The organism is Undibacterium sp. YM2 (assembly GCF_009937975.1).
Taxonomy (GTDB): domain Bacteria; phylum Pseudomonadota; class Gammaproteobacteria; order Burkholderiales; family Burkholderiaceae_D; genus Undibacterium.
The window spans coordinates 3,428,309-3,444,072 of sequence record NZ_AP018441.1 but is presented as its reverse complement, the minus strand read 5'-3'; the positions used below and the strand labels follow the sequence as shown (position 1 = coordinate 3,444,072).

At 49.7% G+C, this 15,764-nt stretch carries 16 protein-coding genes, 2 tRNA genes and 1 riboswitch; of the genes, 9 read left to right on the top strand and 9 right to left on the bottom strand.

The window, feature by feature from the left end; all coding sequences use genetic code 11:
• Positions 1 to 25 precede the first annotated feature (25 nt).
• The 3 genes from UNDYM_RS15590 to UNDYM_RS15580 form a co-directional block, all read right to left on the bottom strand.
• Positions 26 to 496, bottom strand: coding sequence for a GNAT family N-acetyltransferase (locus tag UNDYM_RS15590; RefSeq protein ID WP_162041846.1), 471 nt, complete (start codon positions 494 to 496; stop codon positions 26 to 28).
• 110 nt (positions 497 to 606) lie between these two features.
• Positions 607 to 1,155 carry a cytochrome b gene (locus UNDYM_RS15585; RefSeq protein WP_162041845.1) on the bottom strand — a complete coding sequence of 183 codons (549 nt, stop codon included), beginning with the start codon at positions 1,153 to 1,155 and terminating at the stop codon, positions 607 to 609.
• A 94-nt stretch (positions 1,156 to 1,249) separates the two neighbouring features.
• Positions 1,250 to 1,645 (bottom strand): hypothetical protein, encoded by a 396-nt coding sequence (locus tag UNDYM_RS15580; protein ID WP_162041844.1) that lies wholly within the window; start codon positions 1,643 to 1,645, stop codon positions 1,250 to 1,252.
• Between the two features lie 470 nt (positions 1,646 to 2,115).
• Between UNDYM_RS15580 and UNDYM_RS15575 the strand changes: the two genes are divergently transcribed.
• The 7 genes from UNDYM_RS15575 (at position 2,116) to UNDYM_RS15545 (ending at position 6,450) form a co-directional block, all read left to right on the top strand.
• Complete coding sequence (locus tag UNDYM_RS15575; protein ID WP_232063502.1) at positions 2,116 to 2,853, top strand: cell envelope integrity protein TolA; 738 nt, start codon at positions 2,116 to 2,118, stop codon at positions 2,851 to 2,853.
• A 12-nt stretch (positions 2,854 to 2,865) separates the two neighbouring features.
• On the top strand, positions 2,866 to 4,155 hold the full coding sequence (tolB, locus tag UNDYM_RS15570) for a Tol-Pal system beta propeller repeat protein TolB (protein ID WP_370529334.1): 1,290 nt from the start codon (positions 2,866 to 2,868) through the stop codon (positions 4,153 to 4,155).
• A gap of 49 nt (positions 4,156 to 4,204) precedes the next feature.
• Positions 4,205 to 4,732 (top strand): peptidoglycan-associated lipoprotein Pal, encoded by a 528-nt coding sequence (pal, locus tag UNDYM_RS15565; RefSeq protein ID WP_162041842.1) that lies wholly within the window; start codon positions 4,205 to 4,207, stop codon positions 4,730 to 4,732.
• Between the two features lie 95 nt (positions 4,733 to 4,827).
• Entirely contained in the window at positions 4,828 to 5,589 is a 762-nt protein-coding gene (gene ybgF / locus UNDYM_RS15560; RefSeq protein ID WP_162041841.1) for a tol-pal system protein YbgF, read from the top strand.
• A 171-nt stretch (positions 5,590 to 5,760) separates the two neighbouring features.
• Positions 5,761 to 5,836, top strand: a tRNA-Lys gene (locus UNDYM_RS15555).
• Positions 5,837 to 5,898: 62 nt separating this feature from the next.
• Positions 5,899 to 5,974, top strand: a tRNA-Lys gene (locus UNDYM_RS15550).
• A gap of 143 nt (positions 5,975 to 6,117) precedes the next feature.
• Positions 6,118 to 6,450 carry an SMR family transporter gene (locus UNDYM_RS15545; RefSeq protein ID WP_162041840.1) on the top strand — a complete coding sequence of 111 codons (333 nt, stop codon included), beginning with the start codon at positions 6,118 to 6,120 and terminating at the stop codon, positions 6,448 to 6,450.
• A gap of 37 nt (positions 6,451 to 6,487) precedes the next feature.
• Here the strand turns inward: UNDYM_RS15545 and UNDYM_RS15540 are convergent, their stop codons facing one another.
• A complete protein-coding gene (locus UNDYM_RS15540) occupies positions 6,488 to 7,084 on the bottom strand; it encodes a DUF1579 domain-containing protein (RefSeq protein WP_162041839.1) in 597 nt (198 codons plus the stop codon).
• A gap of 320 nt (positions 7,085 to 7,404) precedes the next feature.
• Here UNDYM_RS15540 and UNDYM_RS15535 point away from each other — a divergent pair, with 320 nt between their 5' ends.
• On the top strand, positions 7,405 to 8,277 hold the full coding sequence (locus UNDYM_RS15535) for an SAM-dependent methyltransferase (RefSeq protein WP_162041838.1): 873 nt from the start codon (positions 7,405 to 7,407) through the stop codon (positions 8,275 to 8,277).
• Between the two features lie 151 nt (positions 8,278 to 8,428).
• Complete coding sequence (locus UNDYM_RS15530; RefSeq protein ID WP_162041837.1) at positions 8,429 to 9,886, top strand: Ppx/GppA phosphatase family protein; 1,458 nt, start codon at positions 8,429 to 8,431, stop codon at positions 9,884 to 9,886.
• Positions 9,887 to 9,978: 92 nt separating this feature from the next.
• On the opposite strand, the gene UNDYM_RS15525 is transcribed toward UNDYM_RS15530, so the two are convergent.
• The 5 genes from UNDYM_RS15525 to panC all read right to left on the bottom strand — a co-directional run bounded on the left by UNDYM_RS15525 (position 9,979) and on the right by panC (position 15,735).
• Positions 9,979 to 10,494, bottom strand: a complete 516-nt coding sequence (locus tag UNDYM_RS15525; RefSeq protein ID WP_162041836.1) for a hypothetical protein — start codon at positions 10,492 to 10,494, stop codon at positions 9,979 to 9,981.
• A 162-nt stretch (positions 10,495 to 10,656) separates the two neighbouring features.
• On the bottom strand, positions 10,657 to 12,801 hold the full coding sequence (locus tag UNDYM_RS15520; protein WP_162041835.1) for a TonB-dependent siderophore receptor: 2,145 nt from the start codon (positions 12,799 to 12,801) through the stop codon (positions 10,657 to 10,659).
• A gap of 68 nt (positions 12,802 to 12,869) precedes the next feature.
• Positions 12,870 to 12,968, bottom strand: a riboswitch (TPP riboswitch).
• Positions 12,969 to 13,017: 49 nt separating this feature from the next.
• A complete protein-coding gene (gene rarD, locus UNDYM_RS15515) occupies positions 13,018 to 13,914 on the bottom strand; it encodes an EamA family transporter RarD (protein WP_162041834.1) in 897 nt (298 codons plus the stop codon).
• 82 nt (positions 13,915 to 13,996) lie between these two features.
• A complete protein-coding gene (locus tag UNDYM_RS15510; RefSeq protein WP_162041833.1) occupies positions 13,997 to 14,896 on the bottom strand; it encodes a cobalamin-binding protein in 900 nt (299 codons plus the stop codon).
• Positions 14,896 to 15,735, bottom strand: a complete 840-nt coding sequence (gene panC / locus UNDYM_RS15505) for a pantoate--beta-alanine ligase (RefSeq protein ID WP_162041832.1) — start codon at positions 15,733 to 15,735, stop codon at positions 14,896 to 14,898. The genes UNDYM_RS15510 and panC overlap by 1 nt, the downstream gene beginning before the upstream one ends.
• Positions 15,736 to 15,764: the final 29 nt, after the last annotated feature.

The following is a 15,764-nucleotide window of genomic DNA, read 5'->3' as shown; positions in this document are numbered from 1 at the left end:
GTATTGCCAGAAAATTCCATGTCGTTCACAAGCCAGCCAGCTTGCGCAGAGCATCGCCTTGTACGCGGCGTACCATCATGTGGCTGGCTTCCACAGCGCCGATGGAATCATAAAATTCCTTGCTCATCTGTTTATCCTTGACGGTCAGCCATTCTATCCTTGAGCATCCTTCATCGACAGCAATACTGGCGAGATGTTGCATGATGGTCAGGCCAAGTCCCTGACGCCTGAATTCAGGTCGCACATAGATGGCTTGCATGTACATGTCGCGCACTCCAGTAAAAGTGCCCCATTTCCAGGAGTAAATGACAAACCCGGCGACAGCATCATCCATCATGACAAATTTGGCAGAGATGGCTGGATGGTCGCCAAACAAGGCCAGTTCAAGCGCGACTGCATCTGTGCGAATTTCGGCTACGCCATCGCTCTTCCCCAAATCCAGGAGCATATCCAGCAAGGTATTGATATCCGTTGTTGCGAGGTCTTTAAATTTCATTTTTTTGGATCAATGATATTTTCTTGACAGACTCAGCAAGCGAGCCACATCAATGCATCTCTGTGAGCCTTGCCTCAGTTTGAACATGGAATGATGCATCAACGTGTTAATTACTTGCCCAGCATGCGCTTCAAGGTAGCGTCTTTGTCTATGAAGTGATGTTTGAATGCACCAGCCAAATGCAGGATTATTGCTGCAATCAGGACGTAGGCAGTCGCTTGATGCAAGGCTTCACCAGCTTCAGCCCAGAATTCGCTATAGGCCAATACCTGATCCGGGTTGCCTGGCATATGCTGGGCTGGCACGATGACCAGGCCAAAAATACCAAAGCCATGGCCGCTGGCGCCAGAAAACAGCATGCCTGTCATGGGCAGAGCCAGTGTGGCAATGATCAACACCCATTTGATGATTTTTGCCAGGCGCTGTTCAAGCTGCGTGTAGTCTGCCGCCGCTGCTGGCCAACCATTTTTGATGCGCCAGAAAACGCGCAACAGGGCAACAAATAAAACCAGCACACCCACGGATTTATGAACCGGGTACAGAGCCCAGGCCTCGGCACGTGTCATATACAAGCCCACAGCGCATAGCGCCATGATGATGATTGCCGTGATCCAGTGTAAAGAAATCGTGATCTTGCTTAGCTTATCTGCGCTTTCCATTGCCATGCCCTTGAATTTGTTAAGAACAGGATGGACATGCGATGGCATTGAAAGTTTCAAATTGGCTCGCAAACTTTCAGGATTTTTATGCCGTTTATCTGGATAGATGTTCCCTGAGCTGGATAACATTGCCTTCCGGGTCGTAGCCATCGCAGATGCGGCAATGCTGGAATTCCCATTCGTAGTTCTCTGCATCTACCTTGCCACCAAGACTGGCTGCAACACCCCTGGCTTTGCTGATACTGGCAACAGGCAGCATCAATTTGATAGCCGTGTCTGACCTCAGTTGTGGTGGAACCGAGATTTCAAAAGTGCGCGCAATCTGTGCAGGTATGGCGTGGATGACCAGATGAAAATGCGGCAACTCAAGTATGGTGTAGTCGTCATTGGCATGGGTGGCAGCAGGTAGCAGGACTTGCTCGTAAAAACAGCTGAGTTTGCTCAAGTCCTTGGCATAGATAACGGCACCAGGGGTGGGTAAGTGTGACATGATGGTCCTCGGCTCGGATAAGTGAGTAAGTTTCTTTTGATTTTATATTGTTTTTATATAAATATAAGAGCGGAAATATAGATCAGCCGGCTTCTCAGGAGCTTGCCCAGGCACTGTTGATGAAGTGAGTTTTAGCACATGCGCAAATCACTTACAAATTTTACACGGATTGGTTTTTTCTTATGCGTTAATATATATAAAGGTGCTGGTACCGTACTTCAGTACGAATTATGGGGAAATAGTCCTTTGCGGTTTATAATTTCAGCTGTTACAACTTTAATGTGCATTTTTTGTCACTGACATGGTAAACATTTCCGGAACCAAGTCGGGCAAATAAAGTCTTAATGACTATGAATCAGGTTTCCAAGCAAGTACATCCGGATTTTCATCAACATCAGAAGGGGCAATTGCGATCCATAGCGCTGGCCGCCCTTGTGCATGTCGTTTTGTTAAGTTTTTTGTGGATAGGTGTGCGCTGGCAAAACAAGGAAAGCGGCGCAATCGTGGCGGAGGTCTGGGATATAACCACCCGTGAAGCTGCCCCCAAGCCCGTTCCTGTTCCTGAGCCCGTTGTAGAAGAAAAACCGAAAGAGCCTGTGCCGGTCAAGGAAGAAGTGCGCCAGGAAGACCCTGAAATTGCCCTGGCACAGGAAAAAAAGCGTAAATTGCTCGAAAAGAAAAAAGAAGAAGAGCATCAACGCGAACTCGCAGAGAAAAAACGCAAGGAAGAACAGCAGGAAAAACTTGCCGAGCAAAAACGCAAAGAAGAAAAACTGGCTCAGGAGGCCGAGAAAAAGAGACTTGCTGCCAAAGAAAAAGAAAAGAGCGACAAACTCTTTAAGGAGGAATTGGCCAGAGGTACCAAACCTGTTATCACCAGCGACAGTGGTGGTAATGGTAGCAGTGAAAAATCGACGGGCAATAACCGAGGTGACCCAAGCTATCTCGCAAAAATTGCCGCCAAGGTCAGGTCGAACACAAGTTACGGCGGAATTGATAGCACGGTCGGTAATCCTACAGTGGAATACACCATTAACCTATTGCCAGATGGATCACTCCGTGGTGCAATACGCAAAGTTAAATCCTCAGGGATTCCAGCTTTTGATGACGCGGTTGCGGCAGCCATAGAAGCATCAGCCCCATTTCCGCGCGACAAGACTGGTCAAGTTCCATCCAGCGTGAAGCTGGTTCACCGTATGAAGGAATAATAAAAACCAATGATGTCTATTTTTAAAAAAGTTTCAGTAGCTGCGGTGATTGTCACCGTTGCTAGTTTATCCGGGTTTGGTCTTGGCTCTGCCTATGCGCAAATTACGGTTGAAGTGGCAGGCGTGGGCTCAAATCAGATTCCCATTGCCATTGCAGGTTTTTCAGACGAGGCACTGACTCCTCAACAAGTCACCGGCATCATCAAGGATGACCTTGGTCGCAGTGGTTACTTCAAAATCATCGATGCCAACGTGGTCCTGAACGAAAATTCTCCAATCAATTTTGGTGACTGGAAAGCCAAGGGTGCCTATGCCTTGGTTGTCGGCAGTGTGCAAAGCCTGGCCGATGGCCGCTTTGATGTCCGCTACAAACTGCTTGATACTGTGAAATCCAGTACCTTGTCCGGCTTCTCTCAGACCACACCACCTAGCAGGGTGCGCCTGGCGGGACACAGAATTGCTGACGACATCTACGAAAAATTGACCGGCGTGCGCGGTATATTTTCTACGCGCATTGCCTACGTGACCAAGGCGGGCGCTGAATACCGCCTCGAAGTGGCTGATGCTGACGGCCAGGGTGCAATACCAGCTTTGCGCTCTTCTGAACCTATTATTTCCCCAGCATGGTCGCCAGATGGTACCAAGGTCGCCTATGTTTCCTTTGAAAAGCGCAAACCGGTGATTCTCGTGCAAAACCTGATTACGGGCGAGAGGATTGAAGTTGCCAACTTCAAGGGTAATAATTCGGCTCCTGCGTGGTCGCCCGATGGCAGCAAGCTGGCCGTGGCTTTGTCGCGTGATGGGCAGACGCAGATTTTTACAGTGAGTGCCAGCGGTGGCAATTTGCAAAAACTGACCTCCAGTTCTTCCATTGACACCGAGCCACAGTATTCTGCTGACGGTCAGTCGATTTACTTCCTCAGTGACCGTAGTGGCGGCCCGCAAATCTATAAAATGAGTGCAAGCGGTGGAGACCCCAAACGCGTGACCTTTACTGGATCGTACAATATCACCCCAAGAATATCCCCCGACGGCAAGACTTTGGCTTATATTTCACGTCGTGATGGCAAGTTCCAGTTATATGTACTGGACTTGGCTAGCGGCCAGGAATTAAGAGTGTCTGATACCACCAGGGACGAGTCACCGAGTTTCTCACCAAATGGACGTTACATTATGTACGCAACCGATTCTGGGCGTCGCGGCGAGCTGTCAGTAGTGTCCATTGATGGCAAGGTGAAATATAAATTACCGGTCCAGGCCGGAGATTTTCGGGAGCCCACCTGGGGTCCTTTCATGAAATAAGCAGTACTAACTATTAATATTTGCTTACCTATTTTAATCAGGAGAGAAAATGCGTATTACTTCCCAATCCAAAACCCTGGCGATCTTGATTTCCAGCGTTGTTCTGATGACAGCCTGTGCTTCCAAAGTACCACTGGAAGAAAAGAAAGTCGAAGATAAATCCACTAACACAATGGCAACAGCCGGCGCAGATACAAACACTGTGAAACAAGTCACCGCGACTGTTGATCCGCTGACTCAAGGTGCATTGGCCAAGCGTAGTGTGTATTTTGACTATGACAGCTATGCCGTCAAAGAAGAGTTCAAACCAGTCGTTGATGCACACGCAAAATTCCTGGCGACAAACAAGAACCGTAATATCCTGATTCAGGGTAATACCGATGAACGTGGTGGCCGTGAATACAATCTGGCACTGGGCCAAAAACGTGCAGAAGCCGTGCGCAAGTCCCTGACTTTGCTGGGTGTGTCCGATGCGCAAATCGAAGCGGTTTCTTTGGGTAAGGAAAAACCAAAGGCAACTGGTAGCGATGAAGCCTCCTGGGCAGAAAACCGTCGCGCAGACATTCTGTACAAGTAATCCCATATTTGAAAGCCTCTGTTGAGGCTTTCTTTGCATTTGGCGCAGCAACTTTGCCATGAAGCTGCTGCGCGTTTTCATTTTTTCAGATCGCCATGAAACTCAATTCCTTACGTACTACCATTCTCGCCGCCGCTCTGTCTTGCGCATTCTTGCCTGGCCTGGCTTCTGCAGGTATTTTTGACGATGATGAGGCACGCAAAGCCATCTTGGACCTGCGTGCAAAAGTGGATGCGGTCAATGCCAGGCTTGATTCCAAGCTCGAGACCAAGGCAGACAAGGGTACTGTGCTGGAGTTGGCGAATGAAAATGAAGCATTGCGCGCAGAAATTTCAAAACTCCGTGGTCAGATAGAAGTGCTGACAAACGACCTTACCAATGCCCAGAAGCGCCAGCAGGATTTTTATGTTGATCTCGATAACCGGGTGCGCAAGCTCGAGCCAAAGCGCATGACCGTTGATGGACAGGAAGCCACAGTTGACGTCAATGAGCAACGCACCTTCGATGCTGCCATGGCCCTGTTCAAAGCAGGTGACTACAAGGCGGCAGCACCGGCTTATACCAACTTCCTCACCAATTACCCACAATCTGCCTTTGCCGGATCTGCGCAATACTGGTTGGGTTTCTCATATTTCGCGCAACGCGATTTCCGCAATGCGATTGCAAACATGCAGCAAGTGGTCAAGAGTTATCCAGATCATCCCAAAGCACCCGATGCCTTGCTGAACATCGCTTCTTGTCACATAGAGCTCAAGGAAAAACCAGCAGCTAAAAAAGTACTGGAAAGCGTCCTGGCAAAATACCCTGACACCGAAGCCGCACACGCGGCCAAGAACCGTTTGGCAGCATTGAAGTAAGCCCGGCTTTATCATGGCGTTGCGTAAGGGCGACGCCAGAATCTCCTGCATGGCATACTATCCTCCTATGCAGGACCGGAAAATCAAGTCTGCCTGACAGGCCTATCCTTTCTTATTCCAGTAACGCCGTTGACAGAGTATCTGGAACATACTATAATTTTGGTCTTTCGGGGGTCGTTAGCTCAGCTGGTAGAGCAGCGGACTTTTAATCCGTTGGTCGCAGGTTCGAATCCCGCACGGCCTACCACGAACATAAAAGACTTAGGTCACATTACTAAGTCTTTAAATTTTTTAGCAGTAAGCAGTTTTGGGTCGTTAGCTCAGCTGGTAGAGCAGCGGACTTTTAATCCGTTGGTCGCAGGTTCGAATCCCGCACGGCCTACCAAGACATATAGCAAAAAAGCCAATCTTAAGGGGTTGGCTTTTTGCTTTTCTGCTTTCGGTATTTACTCAGTTTTGAGTATAAAGTTATTGCCGGTATTTCAATCGGGTGAGCTATCAGTAATAACAACTCCAGGAGCTGGCATCATGAATAAATGGCTGTTACTAGGCTTTGCCATCATTGCTGAAACTATTGCTACTTCGTCACTGAAGGCCAGCGAAGGTTTCACGCGCTTGTGGCCATCTGTATTGGTGGTGCTCGGGTACGGGCTGGCGTTTTACTTTCTATCGCTGACCCTAAGAGTTATTCCTGTGGGCGTGGCTTACGCTGTCTGGTCTGGTGTTGGCATCGTGCTGGTCACACTCATAGGGTGGTTTTTATTTGGACAAAAACTTGATATGCCTGCCCTGATTGGTATTGCGTTCATCATGGCTGGTGTGATTATCATGAATGTATTTTCCAGGGCTGCCGCGCATTAAGTGGCGCAGCCTCTGGTCTGGGGTGATGCAGTGTGACTCAGGCGCGCTGCCAATGCATGACCCAGTTCTCTTGCCAGTTTTGCCCCTGGTCGCGTGAGATGGTCTGGTACCAGAGGCAGGAATTGCTGGTGATCTGGTCCCAGACGCCGCGTACCAGGATGGGTTGCTCGCCATCCTTGTCTTCCGATTCCCAGGTGCCCACGCCATTGACGAAGCTGCCCCAGGATGGCGGTGGGCTCAATACGCCGTTTTTTCCATTGACCCAGTAATCGGCCCACAGCTTGCGCTCAGTATCGAGCAACCTCAGACCCATGCCGCTGAAGTCGCGTGCGGGTATGCGCAGTTCTTCTATGCTGGCGACGCCACCAATTATTTCAATGACGCTGGCTTCGCCTTCAAAGATATCCCATTCCTTGTCTTTCAGGCGGCGGTGTTTGATTTTCCAGTTGCCAGACAAAAAGTGAAAGTCCCCGGGTTTGCCTGTTGCAGCGGGAGCAGCTGGAGATGATATGGCCGCTGTTGTTTGTATTGCCGTTGTTGATGCGGCAAGCCCTGCAGCCAGTTGTAGCAAACTGCGGCGTTTCAGGTCAGATGGGTCTGTCAGTTCGATTTCGTGTTTGGCGATGGTGTTCATAGGGCGTCCTTGCTTATTGATCAGGGGAGTGTGTTGCTGTCATTCATACTGCAGGCAACGAGTAAAGCTTAAATCACTAATAGGCTATTATTTGTCCTAATACTTTGCCATGATGCATGCTTGCCCTTTAATGATTGTGTAATTGACACAGACTGTGTCATTCATGCTTTTGAGGGGGAAATTTCTCTGAAAGACTGTTAAGGTAAATTACAGCCTGATTTGACAGCCTCTGTGTATGACGCAAGCCTGTTTTTTTTGCCGGGTAAGTGCTTATGCCTTATCATGCTGGACCTTATGTTAGTGCACGATGAATGAAAGCCATGAAAAAGAAAACTGCCAGTACCGCCCCTGCGGATAAGTCGGAAAAGCATGAAATACGCCCTGGCCAGTCGCTGGAGTTGCTCAAGGAACTGCATATCCTCACGCGTGATGGCAAGATGAACCAGGATAGCCGCCGCAAGCTCAAGCAGGTTTATCATCTGTATCAGTTCATAGAACCGCTATTGCAGAAATTGCAGCAAGACCATGCTGATATCAGCCTGGTGGATCATGGTGCGGGCAAGTCTTATCTGGGTTTCATTCTGTATGACCTGTTCTTCAAGTCAGAACAAGCACAAAGCAAGGCCAGGATTTATGGCATAGAGACACGTGATGAACTGGTGCAGCGCTCCACCGAGCTGGCGCAGCGTCTGGATTTTCCTGGCATGTCTTTTTTGAATTTATCTGTTGCCGATTCGATTACCTCATCTGCCTTGCCAGAAAAAATCGATATCGTCACTGCCTTGCATGCCTGTGATACAGCGACAGATGATGCGATACAGTTTGCCCTCAAGAAGAAGGCCCAGTTCATGGTGCTGGTACCTTGTTGCCAGGCAGAGGTGGCGGCAGAGTTGCGCAAGTCCAAGGGCGATGCTGTAAAAAATAACCCTTTGTCAGAAATGTGGCGTCATCCCATACACACGCGCGAATTCGGTAGCCAGATCACCAATGTGCTGCGTTGTTTGCAACTGGAAGCGCATGGTTATCAGGTCAGGGTCACAGAACTGGTAGGATGGGAACATTCGATGAAAAACGAACTCATCGTGGCAGAATACAAGGGCTTGCCAGCCAAACGACCTGCAGAACGTCTGGCCGAAGTGCTGAAGACCACGGGACTGGAAGCAATGCAGAGAAGATTTTTTGTGCAGCCCTGAGATTTGTGGTGCACTAACCACCGCAGTTTGACATGGTCACTGTAAGGTCATAAAAAATGATTAATATCATTTATGCTTATTCTGTAATTCACCTGGTTTTTTCTGTACGTTTTTTGATTGTCATATTCACATTCAGTAAAGGATAGAAAGCATGCTGGCCGCCGTTGATCTGGGTTCCAACAGTTTTCGCATGCACATTGCCCGGCATGAAGGCGATGTCATCAAAGTCATCAAAAGCGCGCGCGACCCGATACGCCTTGCAGCAGGCCTGGATAAAAACGGCAACCTGACGCCAGAGGCCATGCAAAAAGCGATTAATTGCCTGGCGCGCTTTCGTGAAATCCTGAATGCCTATCCGGTAGAAAACTTGCGGGTAGTCGCTACGAACACCATACGCATCGCAAAAAATGCGGCGCAATTATTGCCACTGGCAGAGGCCGCCATAGGCTGTCCTATCGAGGTTATTTCAGGTGAAGAAGAGGGGCGTCTGATTTATATCGGCGTATCAAATGCGGTGGCGATACCTGGTGAGCGTCGTTTGGTGCTGGATATCGGTGGTGGTTCAACTGAAGTGATACTTGGCCATGGTCATGAGATACTCAGAGTAGAATCCTTCAGCATAGGGACAGTCAAGCACAGCGCGAGCTTCTTCCCGGATGGGCGTTTGACGGATGCCGCATTTGAGGCTGCCGTCCTGTCAGCCCGCTCCATGTTTGAAGATGCCGCACCACCTTATCAGCCACAACATTGGCGCAAGGCTTATGGCTCATCAGGTACCATGCGAGCGATTTCTGATGCGATCAGCAAAGGTGGGCTCGGCGATGGCACCTTGACCTTGAAAAGCCTGAATGCACTTAAACAATATTGTGTGCAATGCGGGCAGATAGATCAACTGGAGTTAAGCGGCATCAAACCAGAACGCGTTGCCATGGTAGTAGGTGGCCTGGCCATACTGATAGGCCTCATGACAGAATTTAATATCAGTGTCCTGCTGCCCATAGAAGCCGGTTTGCGCATGGGTGTGATGTGGGATTTGTATTTGCGCGCCACCAAGCGTGACCGCCGTGAAGTTGCAGTACAGTCTTTTGCCAATTTGTTCCGTACCGATATGTCGCGGGCGAACCGGGTGGCGGACATGGTGAAGTCCCTGTATCTGCAATTGAAACCTGCTGGCGACACCTATGTGCGCTTATTGCAATGGAGTGCGACCCTGCATGAAGTCGGCATGGCGATCTCGCATACCGGTTATCACAAGCACGGCGCTTACATGATAGAGAATGCCGACATGGCAGGCTTTACCACGCGAGAGCAGCGGGTGATGAGCAAGCTTATCCTTAGTCAGAAAGGCAATCTGCGCAAGGTCGGTGATGGCCTTGCTGACCAGGATTTTGCCAAGGCGGTGCTGGCACTGCGTCTGGCGGTGATGCTCATGCATTCACGCGCAGAAATTGATTTTGAAGATGTGCGCCTGAAAATGAAAGGGCGTGTTGAGCTTGAAATGAAACGCGACTGGGTCAGTGTCCACCCCACAGTTGCTTACTGGCTGCAGAAAGAAATTGAAGCCTGGCGTGAGATAGGCATAGATTTTCTGGTCAGGGCGAACGTGTAATTTTCCTGCGTACTGCTTACCACTCCTTGCCCTCACGAATTGTATCTGGCAAGCTGGGGTAAGCAAATGCAATCAAATGCAATCAAATGCGATCAAATGCAATCCGCCACCATGATGGACCTGAACACACGACCCAGGCGCTTGCCTGATTTGTTATAGGCCTCGAAAAGTATCGTGCCACCAAATTTGTTGGCTTTACTGCCTGCACCACCGACCATATCGTAATAATGCACCTTGCTCACTTCCTTTAATGGGAATGAAACCAGCGGTTTTTGTCCGGCATAGGGGTCTTGTTGCAATTTATGGATATGAATGAGAGCGGTCTCTGCTTCATTGAGCTTGCCAAAAGCGGCTGAGTACGGATCTGTCTCATAGTCCAGTGCAGGTGATATCAAATACTCTTTCATTTTGATATCCTGATTGGCGGGTTTGCCGTCGATTTCCCCTGCGAGTTTGCCGTCTGCCAGTTTGTCTATCTGTATTTCAAACTGGTGCTTGCCATTCCCAAAATCAGGGAAATTGGCGCGGCATTTCAATACTTCTTCCGCACTTGCAAGACTGGCGAGCAGACTGCCTGCGATCACAAAAATATACTTGAAGGTATTCATCATGTCCTTACCCATAGGTTTGTCTGAATGCGAGCTATAAGGATGACATATTCTCTATCTAATGCCACGGATAGACTGAAAAGTATTAAATAGCAGTACTGCAGGCAATAAAAAAGCGATGCGAGATAAACTGGCATCGCTTTTTGAATGGATCGGGCAGTATCAGAAATCAAATTGCGCTGACACTTTATACGTGCGCGGCGCCCCAGGGAATAAATAACCACCCAGTGATTGCGTCACATCACGCCAGTAAAACTTGTCCAGTGCATTATCGATATTAAAGCGCAGGGTAGTGGCCGTATTGCCGATTTGCGTCGCATAGCGGGCCCCTAGGTTGACAACGTGATAGCCAGGCACTGTAACGCTATTGTCCGGGCTGAAGGCCTTGCTGCTCGCATATTGCCAGCTCGCATTCACATTCAAACCTTTGACTTCAGCTATCGCATAATCTGCATAGACTGTCGATTTGAAACGCGGCACATTCATGACGCGCTTGTCATCAAGGCTGATGATGCCGGTGTTTTGCTGTTTGGCGTCCAGTGCAGTGATGCTTGCACCCAGATTCAGTTGCGATGTCAGCTTGCCCTGGGCAGAGAGCTCCAGGCCAGTATGCAGGGCTTCACCATTGCTGACATAGGTATTGCTGCTATTGGTATATTCCAGCGGCTTCTTGATGCGGAAGATGGCTGCAGACAGGCTCAGGTCACGTTGCACATCGGCCTTCACACCAAATTCAATTTGCGTGGATTTGCCAGGGGTCAGCATCTGGCTGGCATTGCTGGTGCCGAATGGCGCGATGCCGCCATGTTCCAGTCCCTGGGCAAAACTACCGTACACAGAAACTTGCTGTACTGGTTTGAAAACCAGCGCAGCCGTCGACAGGAACTTGTTCTGGTCATAGCCAGGATTATCAAGCTGGGTGCGCGAGATGTTCAGATGACGCAGACCCAGATGCAGTTTCAGATTGTTTTGCAGACTGATAATGTCCTGTACAAATGCGGACCATTCCTTGTCAGTACGGCGCAACAAAACCGGGCCGGTTTTATTTGCAGATGGCATTACGCTGACAGGACGGAACAAATTGCTGCTGCCCGCATAGTCATACACATAATCACCAAAATAATCTTTACGCTGTGAATTGCTGAGGCCAACAGCCAGCTCGTGCTGCATGCCGCCCAGATTGAATTTGCCATTCAGCAGGGCTTGAGTGCCCCACAGCGATTTGGATTCATTCACGCTTTGATAATCATACACATCATAGTCACCATTCGCGCAATAGCCCGGATACAAATTGGCTGCACCACAGCCATAAGGGAAGGCGGTGTAGTCATCGCGCTTGAATTCATGCTTGTTGGCTGAGATACTGGCGCGCCAGTCAGCATTGATCTGATATTCAAAACGCAGGCCAAGATTGCTGTTGCGGGTATCTACCGGTCTTGCCCACGGCTGAGCATTGAGCATCAGGTCAGCAGGGATGCCACGTGGTAAATCAGTGCCATTGAATAATTGAAAACCTGGTACCGACAATTGCGATTTGTGCTGGTAGTCAGCATCGATTTGCAACAGGGCTTGTGGTGTGATGTGCCAGTCAAATGCAGCAGAAACGAACTGGCGGTTACCGTCAGCCCCTTTGACATAAGAGCGTAGGCGCTCGCCCGCTGCATTGATGCGGAAGCCAAATTGCTTGTCGCTGGAATTGTCACTGATGTCCGCTGCGCCATATACAGTGCCACGCTCGCTGATTTCAAATGTGGCAGAGCGAACGGCATAGCTGGCAGGGCGCTTGGTCACATAATTGATGATGCCACCTGGCGTGCCAAAGCCAGCCTGGAAGCCAGCTATTCCCTTGAGTATTTCTACACGCTCTTTATTTTCCAATGGAATGGAAGCGTCACCGGGAATGGCAAAGCCGTCCTTGCGGTAGCTGCTGGAATTATCCAAGGCAAAACCACGTATGGAGAATTGCTCGGCATAACCAATGGCGTTATACGCATCATTGACACTGGCGTCATATTTCATCGCATCCGTAGTCTGGCGTATGCGCAGGTCTTGCATCTGTGCCGTGCTGAAGGCATTGACTGAGTTAGGCGTATCCAACAGTGCCGCATCGATAAAACCTGTGACTTTGCTGCGCTCTACCTTGTTTTCTGTACCTTTGCTGCCAGTGATAGTCACTTCTGGCAGGGATTTGTCGTTTCCTGCGCTGCTTTGGGCATGCGCAGATGACAGCAACAGGCAAGCCTGGGCGATAGCGCAGGCAATGATGGTAGGACGTAAAAAGTGTGGACGTACAGTAAAGTGAGACATGATGTGCTCTTGGTTTGCTTTTAATGCGTTGTGGATGGCAGCGCGGGAGCAAACAAAGAAGCAGGAGGGACCGGGACTTTGCGCTTCCCTTCGTTGGCATTATCCAGATCAGGTAAAAGGGACTCTCTCACCCGGAAATATTATGTCCAGGACCCCTAGCGTAGGCCGCAGTTTAACACGAAACCATTTATATAGCCTTTTTGCGGCAATTGGCGCTTAGCTGCCTTGTTTTGCTTCTATTTTGACAGTGCGGAAATTGCGCCACAAACCTTCTGCCGAATAGACAAACAGCGCTGCCCAAATGGCGATAAAGCCCGCCAGTTTATTGTGGTCGAAAGGTTCATGATATAGCCACACACCGAGCAATAACTGCACCAGCGGCGAGATGTATTGCAGTAATCCCAGTGTCGTCATCGGTATGCGCCTGGCGCCAGCAGCAAACAATAATAAGGGAATGGCAGTGATAGGGCCACTGATGAGCAGCAGCATTTTGATGTCCACGCTGCTGGCGACGAAGCTGTTTTGTCCTTGCAAAGTCATCCAGCATAGCCAGCCAAAGGCAAATGGGAAGAGCAGGGCGGTTTCCAATGACAAGCCTTCCAGTGCACCCAGGGCAGAAGTCTTGCGCAGCAAGCCGTAAGTGCCAAAAGTTGCTGCCAGCACCAGGCCTATCCATGGCAGATGGCCTGTCTGTATGGTCAGCCAAGCGACGCCAACAGCAGCTAGCGCTACTGACAGCCATTGACCTGGACGCAGTTTCTCACGCAGCAAGACTGAGCCTATGAGGATATTGACGAGAGGCGTGATGAAATAACCCAGGCTGGCATCAACGATATGACCATGATTGACAGCCCAGATATACACAAACCAGTTGGCCGATAAAAGTACGGCGCTAAGTGCAAAGCCGCCTATCAGTTTTGGTTGTCTGACGGCTGTGCTGACCCAGGCCCATTGCTTGCGCCAGGTCAGCACACCAACCAGGAATAGCAATGACCATAGCATGCGGTTCAGTAGGATTTCCAGCGCAGGGACGTCGTGCAGGGTCTTGAAATAAATAGGGAACAGGCCCCAGAGGAAATACGCGGAGCCTGCAAACAAAATACCTTGGCGCATGAGTAGCAATCAATCTGTAAGGCTTGCGGCAGCAAGCAAGACAAACATTATCGCTTGAATAGAAATTGTTTGCTGCCAGCGCTTATTTGCTTCTTGCTGCGGCCAGATGTTTACAAAGTGCTTCGGTGCCATCGAGTATGCGTGGCCCCGCGCGGTTCAGCCAGTCACCTTTGACTGTGTAGAAGTTGTTTTTCTTTACGGCTGTCAGTATCGGGTATTGCTTCCAGTCTGCCATGCTGTCGATATTTTCACCGCTGCTGAAGATGACATCAGGGTTCGCCGCCAGCACTGCTTCATTGGTGATGGTGGAGCTTAACTCTTTGAGCTGGCCAAACACATTTTTGCCTCCGCACAGACGTATGGAGTCAGACACCATATGCGTGTCATTGATGGTCATTAAAGGCCTGCGTATCATTTGATAATACACGCTGACCGGCGCTGCCCCTGCTGGCAATTGATAAGTCTTGCGCAGATTGTCGAGACGCTGCCTGAATTTTTGGGCATTGGCTTTACCAGTACTTTCAGTACCAGCCAGTGTCGCCAGTCTTTCTATCGAAGTTGCCACCATTTCAAAATTATGGGGCTCACTTTCAAACACTGTAATGTGGTTGCTGCGCAATTTATTGGCCAGGATTTTTGCATTACCCGTACCCCAGACGATGACCAGATCTGGCTTGAGGGAGAGCAGACGCTCCAGGTCCAGTGCAAAAATATTACCTATCGATGGCAGTTTTTTCGCAGCCTCGGGATAATCACTGTAATCAGTCACTGCGATGATGTTATTTGCCGCGCCTGCCTCGAACAGCATCTCAGTGATATGCGGTGCCAGGCTGACGACGCGTTGCGCAGGTTTTTCTAGCGTGACTGGGCGTTGTGCATCATCCAGTACCGTGATGGCAGCATACGAACTGGTTGATGCAAGACTCCCAGTCAGGCAGGCTGCAAGCGCAAGGCTGCCTGTTAGCAATTGAAAACGACGCATCAAATTTCCAGATTGTCGATCAGGCGTGTGCCACCCAGTTTGGCGGCAGCGACTACCACCAGCGGTGATTGCTGGGCGAGATCGCCAGCAGATGGTGGTTGCAAGTCGGCGCGTTTGCGTATCGAGATGTAATCCGGTTTCCAGTTGCGTGTCGCCAGTTTTGCCATGGCCTGACGTTCGAGTTCAAACATATCCAGATGGCCGCCACGTACTTCTGCTGCGACTTCATTCAAGACTTTATACAAGGCAGGTGCCTCGGCGCGTTCTTCGGGTGACAGATACATATTGCGCGAAGATAGTGCCAGGCCATCTTCTGCCCTGAAAGTTTCGGCGGCGATGATTTCTGTCGGCAAGGCAAATTGTTTGCTCATATTGCGCACGATCATGAGCTGCTGATAATCTTTTTTACCAAAGACGGCAACGCGTGGCTGCACGCAAGAGAACAGCTTTAGTACAACGGTGGTGACACCAGTGAAAAATCCAGGGCGGAATTCACCTTCGAGGATATTGCCCAGATCATCCGGTGGGCGCACGCGGTATTCTTGCGGTTCTGGATACAGGTCTTTTTCAGTCGGTGCAAACAGGACATACACGCCTTCTTTTTCCAGCTTCTCGACGTCAGCCTGGAAAGTGCGTGGGTATTTGTCGAAATCTTCATTCGGGCCAAACTGCAGGCGGTTCACGAAAATCGAGGCGACTACAGGGTCGCCATGTTTTTTTGCCAGCCGCATCAGGGATAAATGCCCTTCATGCAAATTGCCCATGGTGGGTACAAATGCAGTACGCAATTGTCCACTTAACTGGTCGCGCAATTCTTCAATGGAGGAAATGATTTTCATGTTACGGCTCTTTAGTGAGGAATGGTTTT

Bases quoted from the DNA above. Each gene is read 5' to 3' on its own strand.
- UNDYM_RS15530 (WP_162041837.1), top strand. From the start codon at position 8,429: ATGCTGGCCGCCGTTGATCTGGGTTCCAACAGTTTTCGCATGCACATT.
- UNDYM_RS15585 (WP_162041845.1), bottom strand. From the start codon at position 1,155: ATGGAAAGCGCAGATAAGCTAAGCAAGATCACGATTTCTTTACACTGG.
- UNDYM_RS15535 (WP_162041838.1), top strand. From the start codon at position 7,405: ATGAAAAAGAAAACTGCCAGTACCGCCCCTGCGGATAAGTCGGAAAAG.
- UNDYM_RS15590 (WP_162041846.1), bottom strand. From the start codon at position 496: ATGAAATTTAAAGACCTCGCAACAACGGATATCAATACCTTGCTGGAT.
- UNDYM_RS15580 (WP_162041844.1), bottom strand. From the start codon at position 1,645: ATGTCACACTTACCCACCCCTGGTGCCGTTATCTATGCCAAGGACTTG.
- UNDYM_RS15525 (WP_162041836.1), bottom strand. From the start codon at position 10,494: ATGAATACCTTCAAGTATATTTTTGTGATCGCAGGCAGTCTGCTCGCC.
- panC (WP_162041832.1), bottom strand. From the start codon at position 15,735: ATGAAAATCATTTCCTCCATTGAAGAATTGCGCGACCAGTTAAGTGGA.
- ybgF (WP_162041841.1), top strand. From the start codon at position 4,828: ATGAAACTCAATTCCTTACGTACTACCATTCTCGCCGCCGCTCTGTCT.
- UNDYM_RS15545 (WP_162041840.1), top strand. From the start codon at position 6,118: ATGAATAAATGGCTGTTACTAGGCTTTGCCATCATTGCTGAAACTATT.
- UNDYM_RS15540 (WP_162041839.1), bottom strand. From the start codon at position 7,084: ATGAACACCATCGCCAAACACGAAATCGAACTGACAGACCCATCTGAC.
- rarD (WP_162041834.1), bottom strand. From the start codon at position 13,914: ATGCGCCAAGGTATTTTGTTTGCAGGCTCCGCGTATTTCCTCTGGGGC.
- tolB (WP_370529334.1), top strand. From the start codon at position 2,866: ATGTCTATTTTTAAAAAAGTTTCAGTAGCTGCGGTGATTGTCACCGTT.
- UNDYM_RS15510 (WP_162041833.1), bottom strand. From the start codon at position 14,896: ATGCGTCGTTTTCAATTGCTAACAGGCAGCCTTGCGCTTGCAGCCTGC.
- UNDYM_RS15520 (WP_162041835.1), bottom strand. From the start codon at position 12,801: ATGTCTCACTTTACTGTACGTCCACACTTTTTACGTCCTACCATCATT.
- pal (WP_162041842.1), top strand. From the start codon at position 4,205: ATGCGTATTACTTCCCAATCCAAAACCCTGGCGATCTTGATTTCCAGC.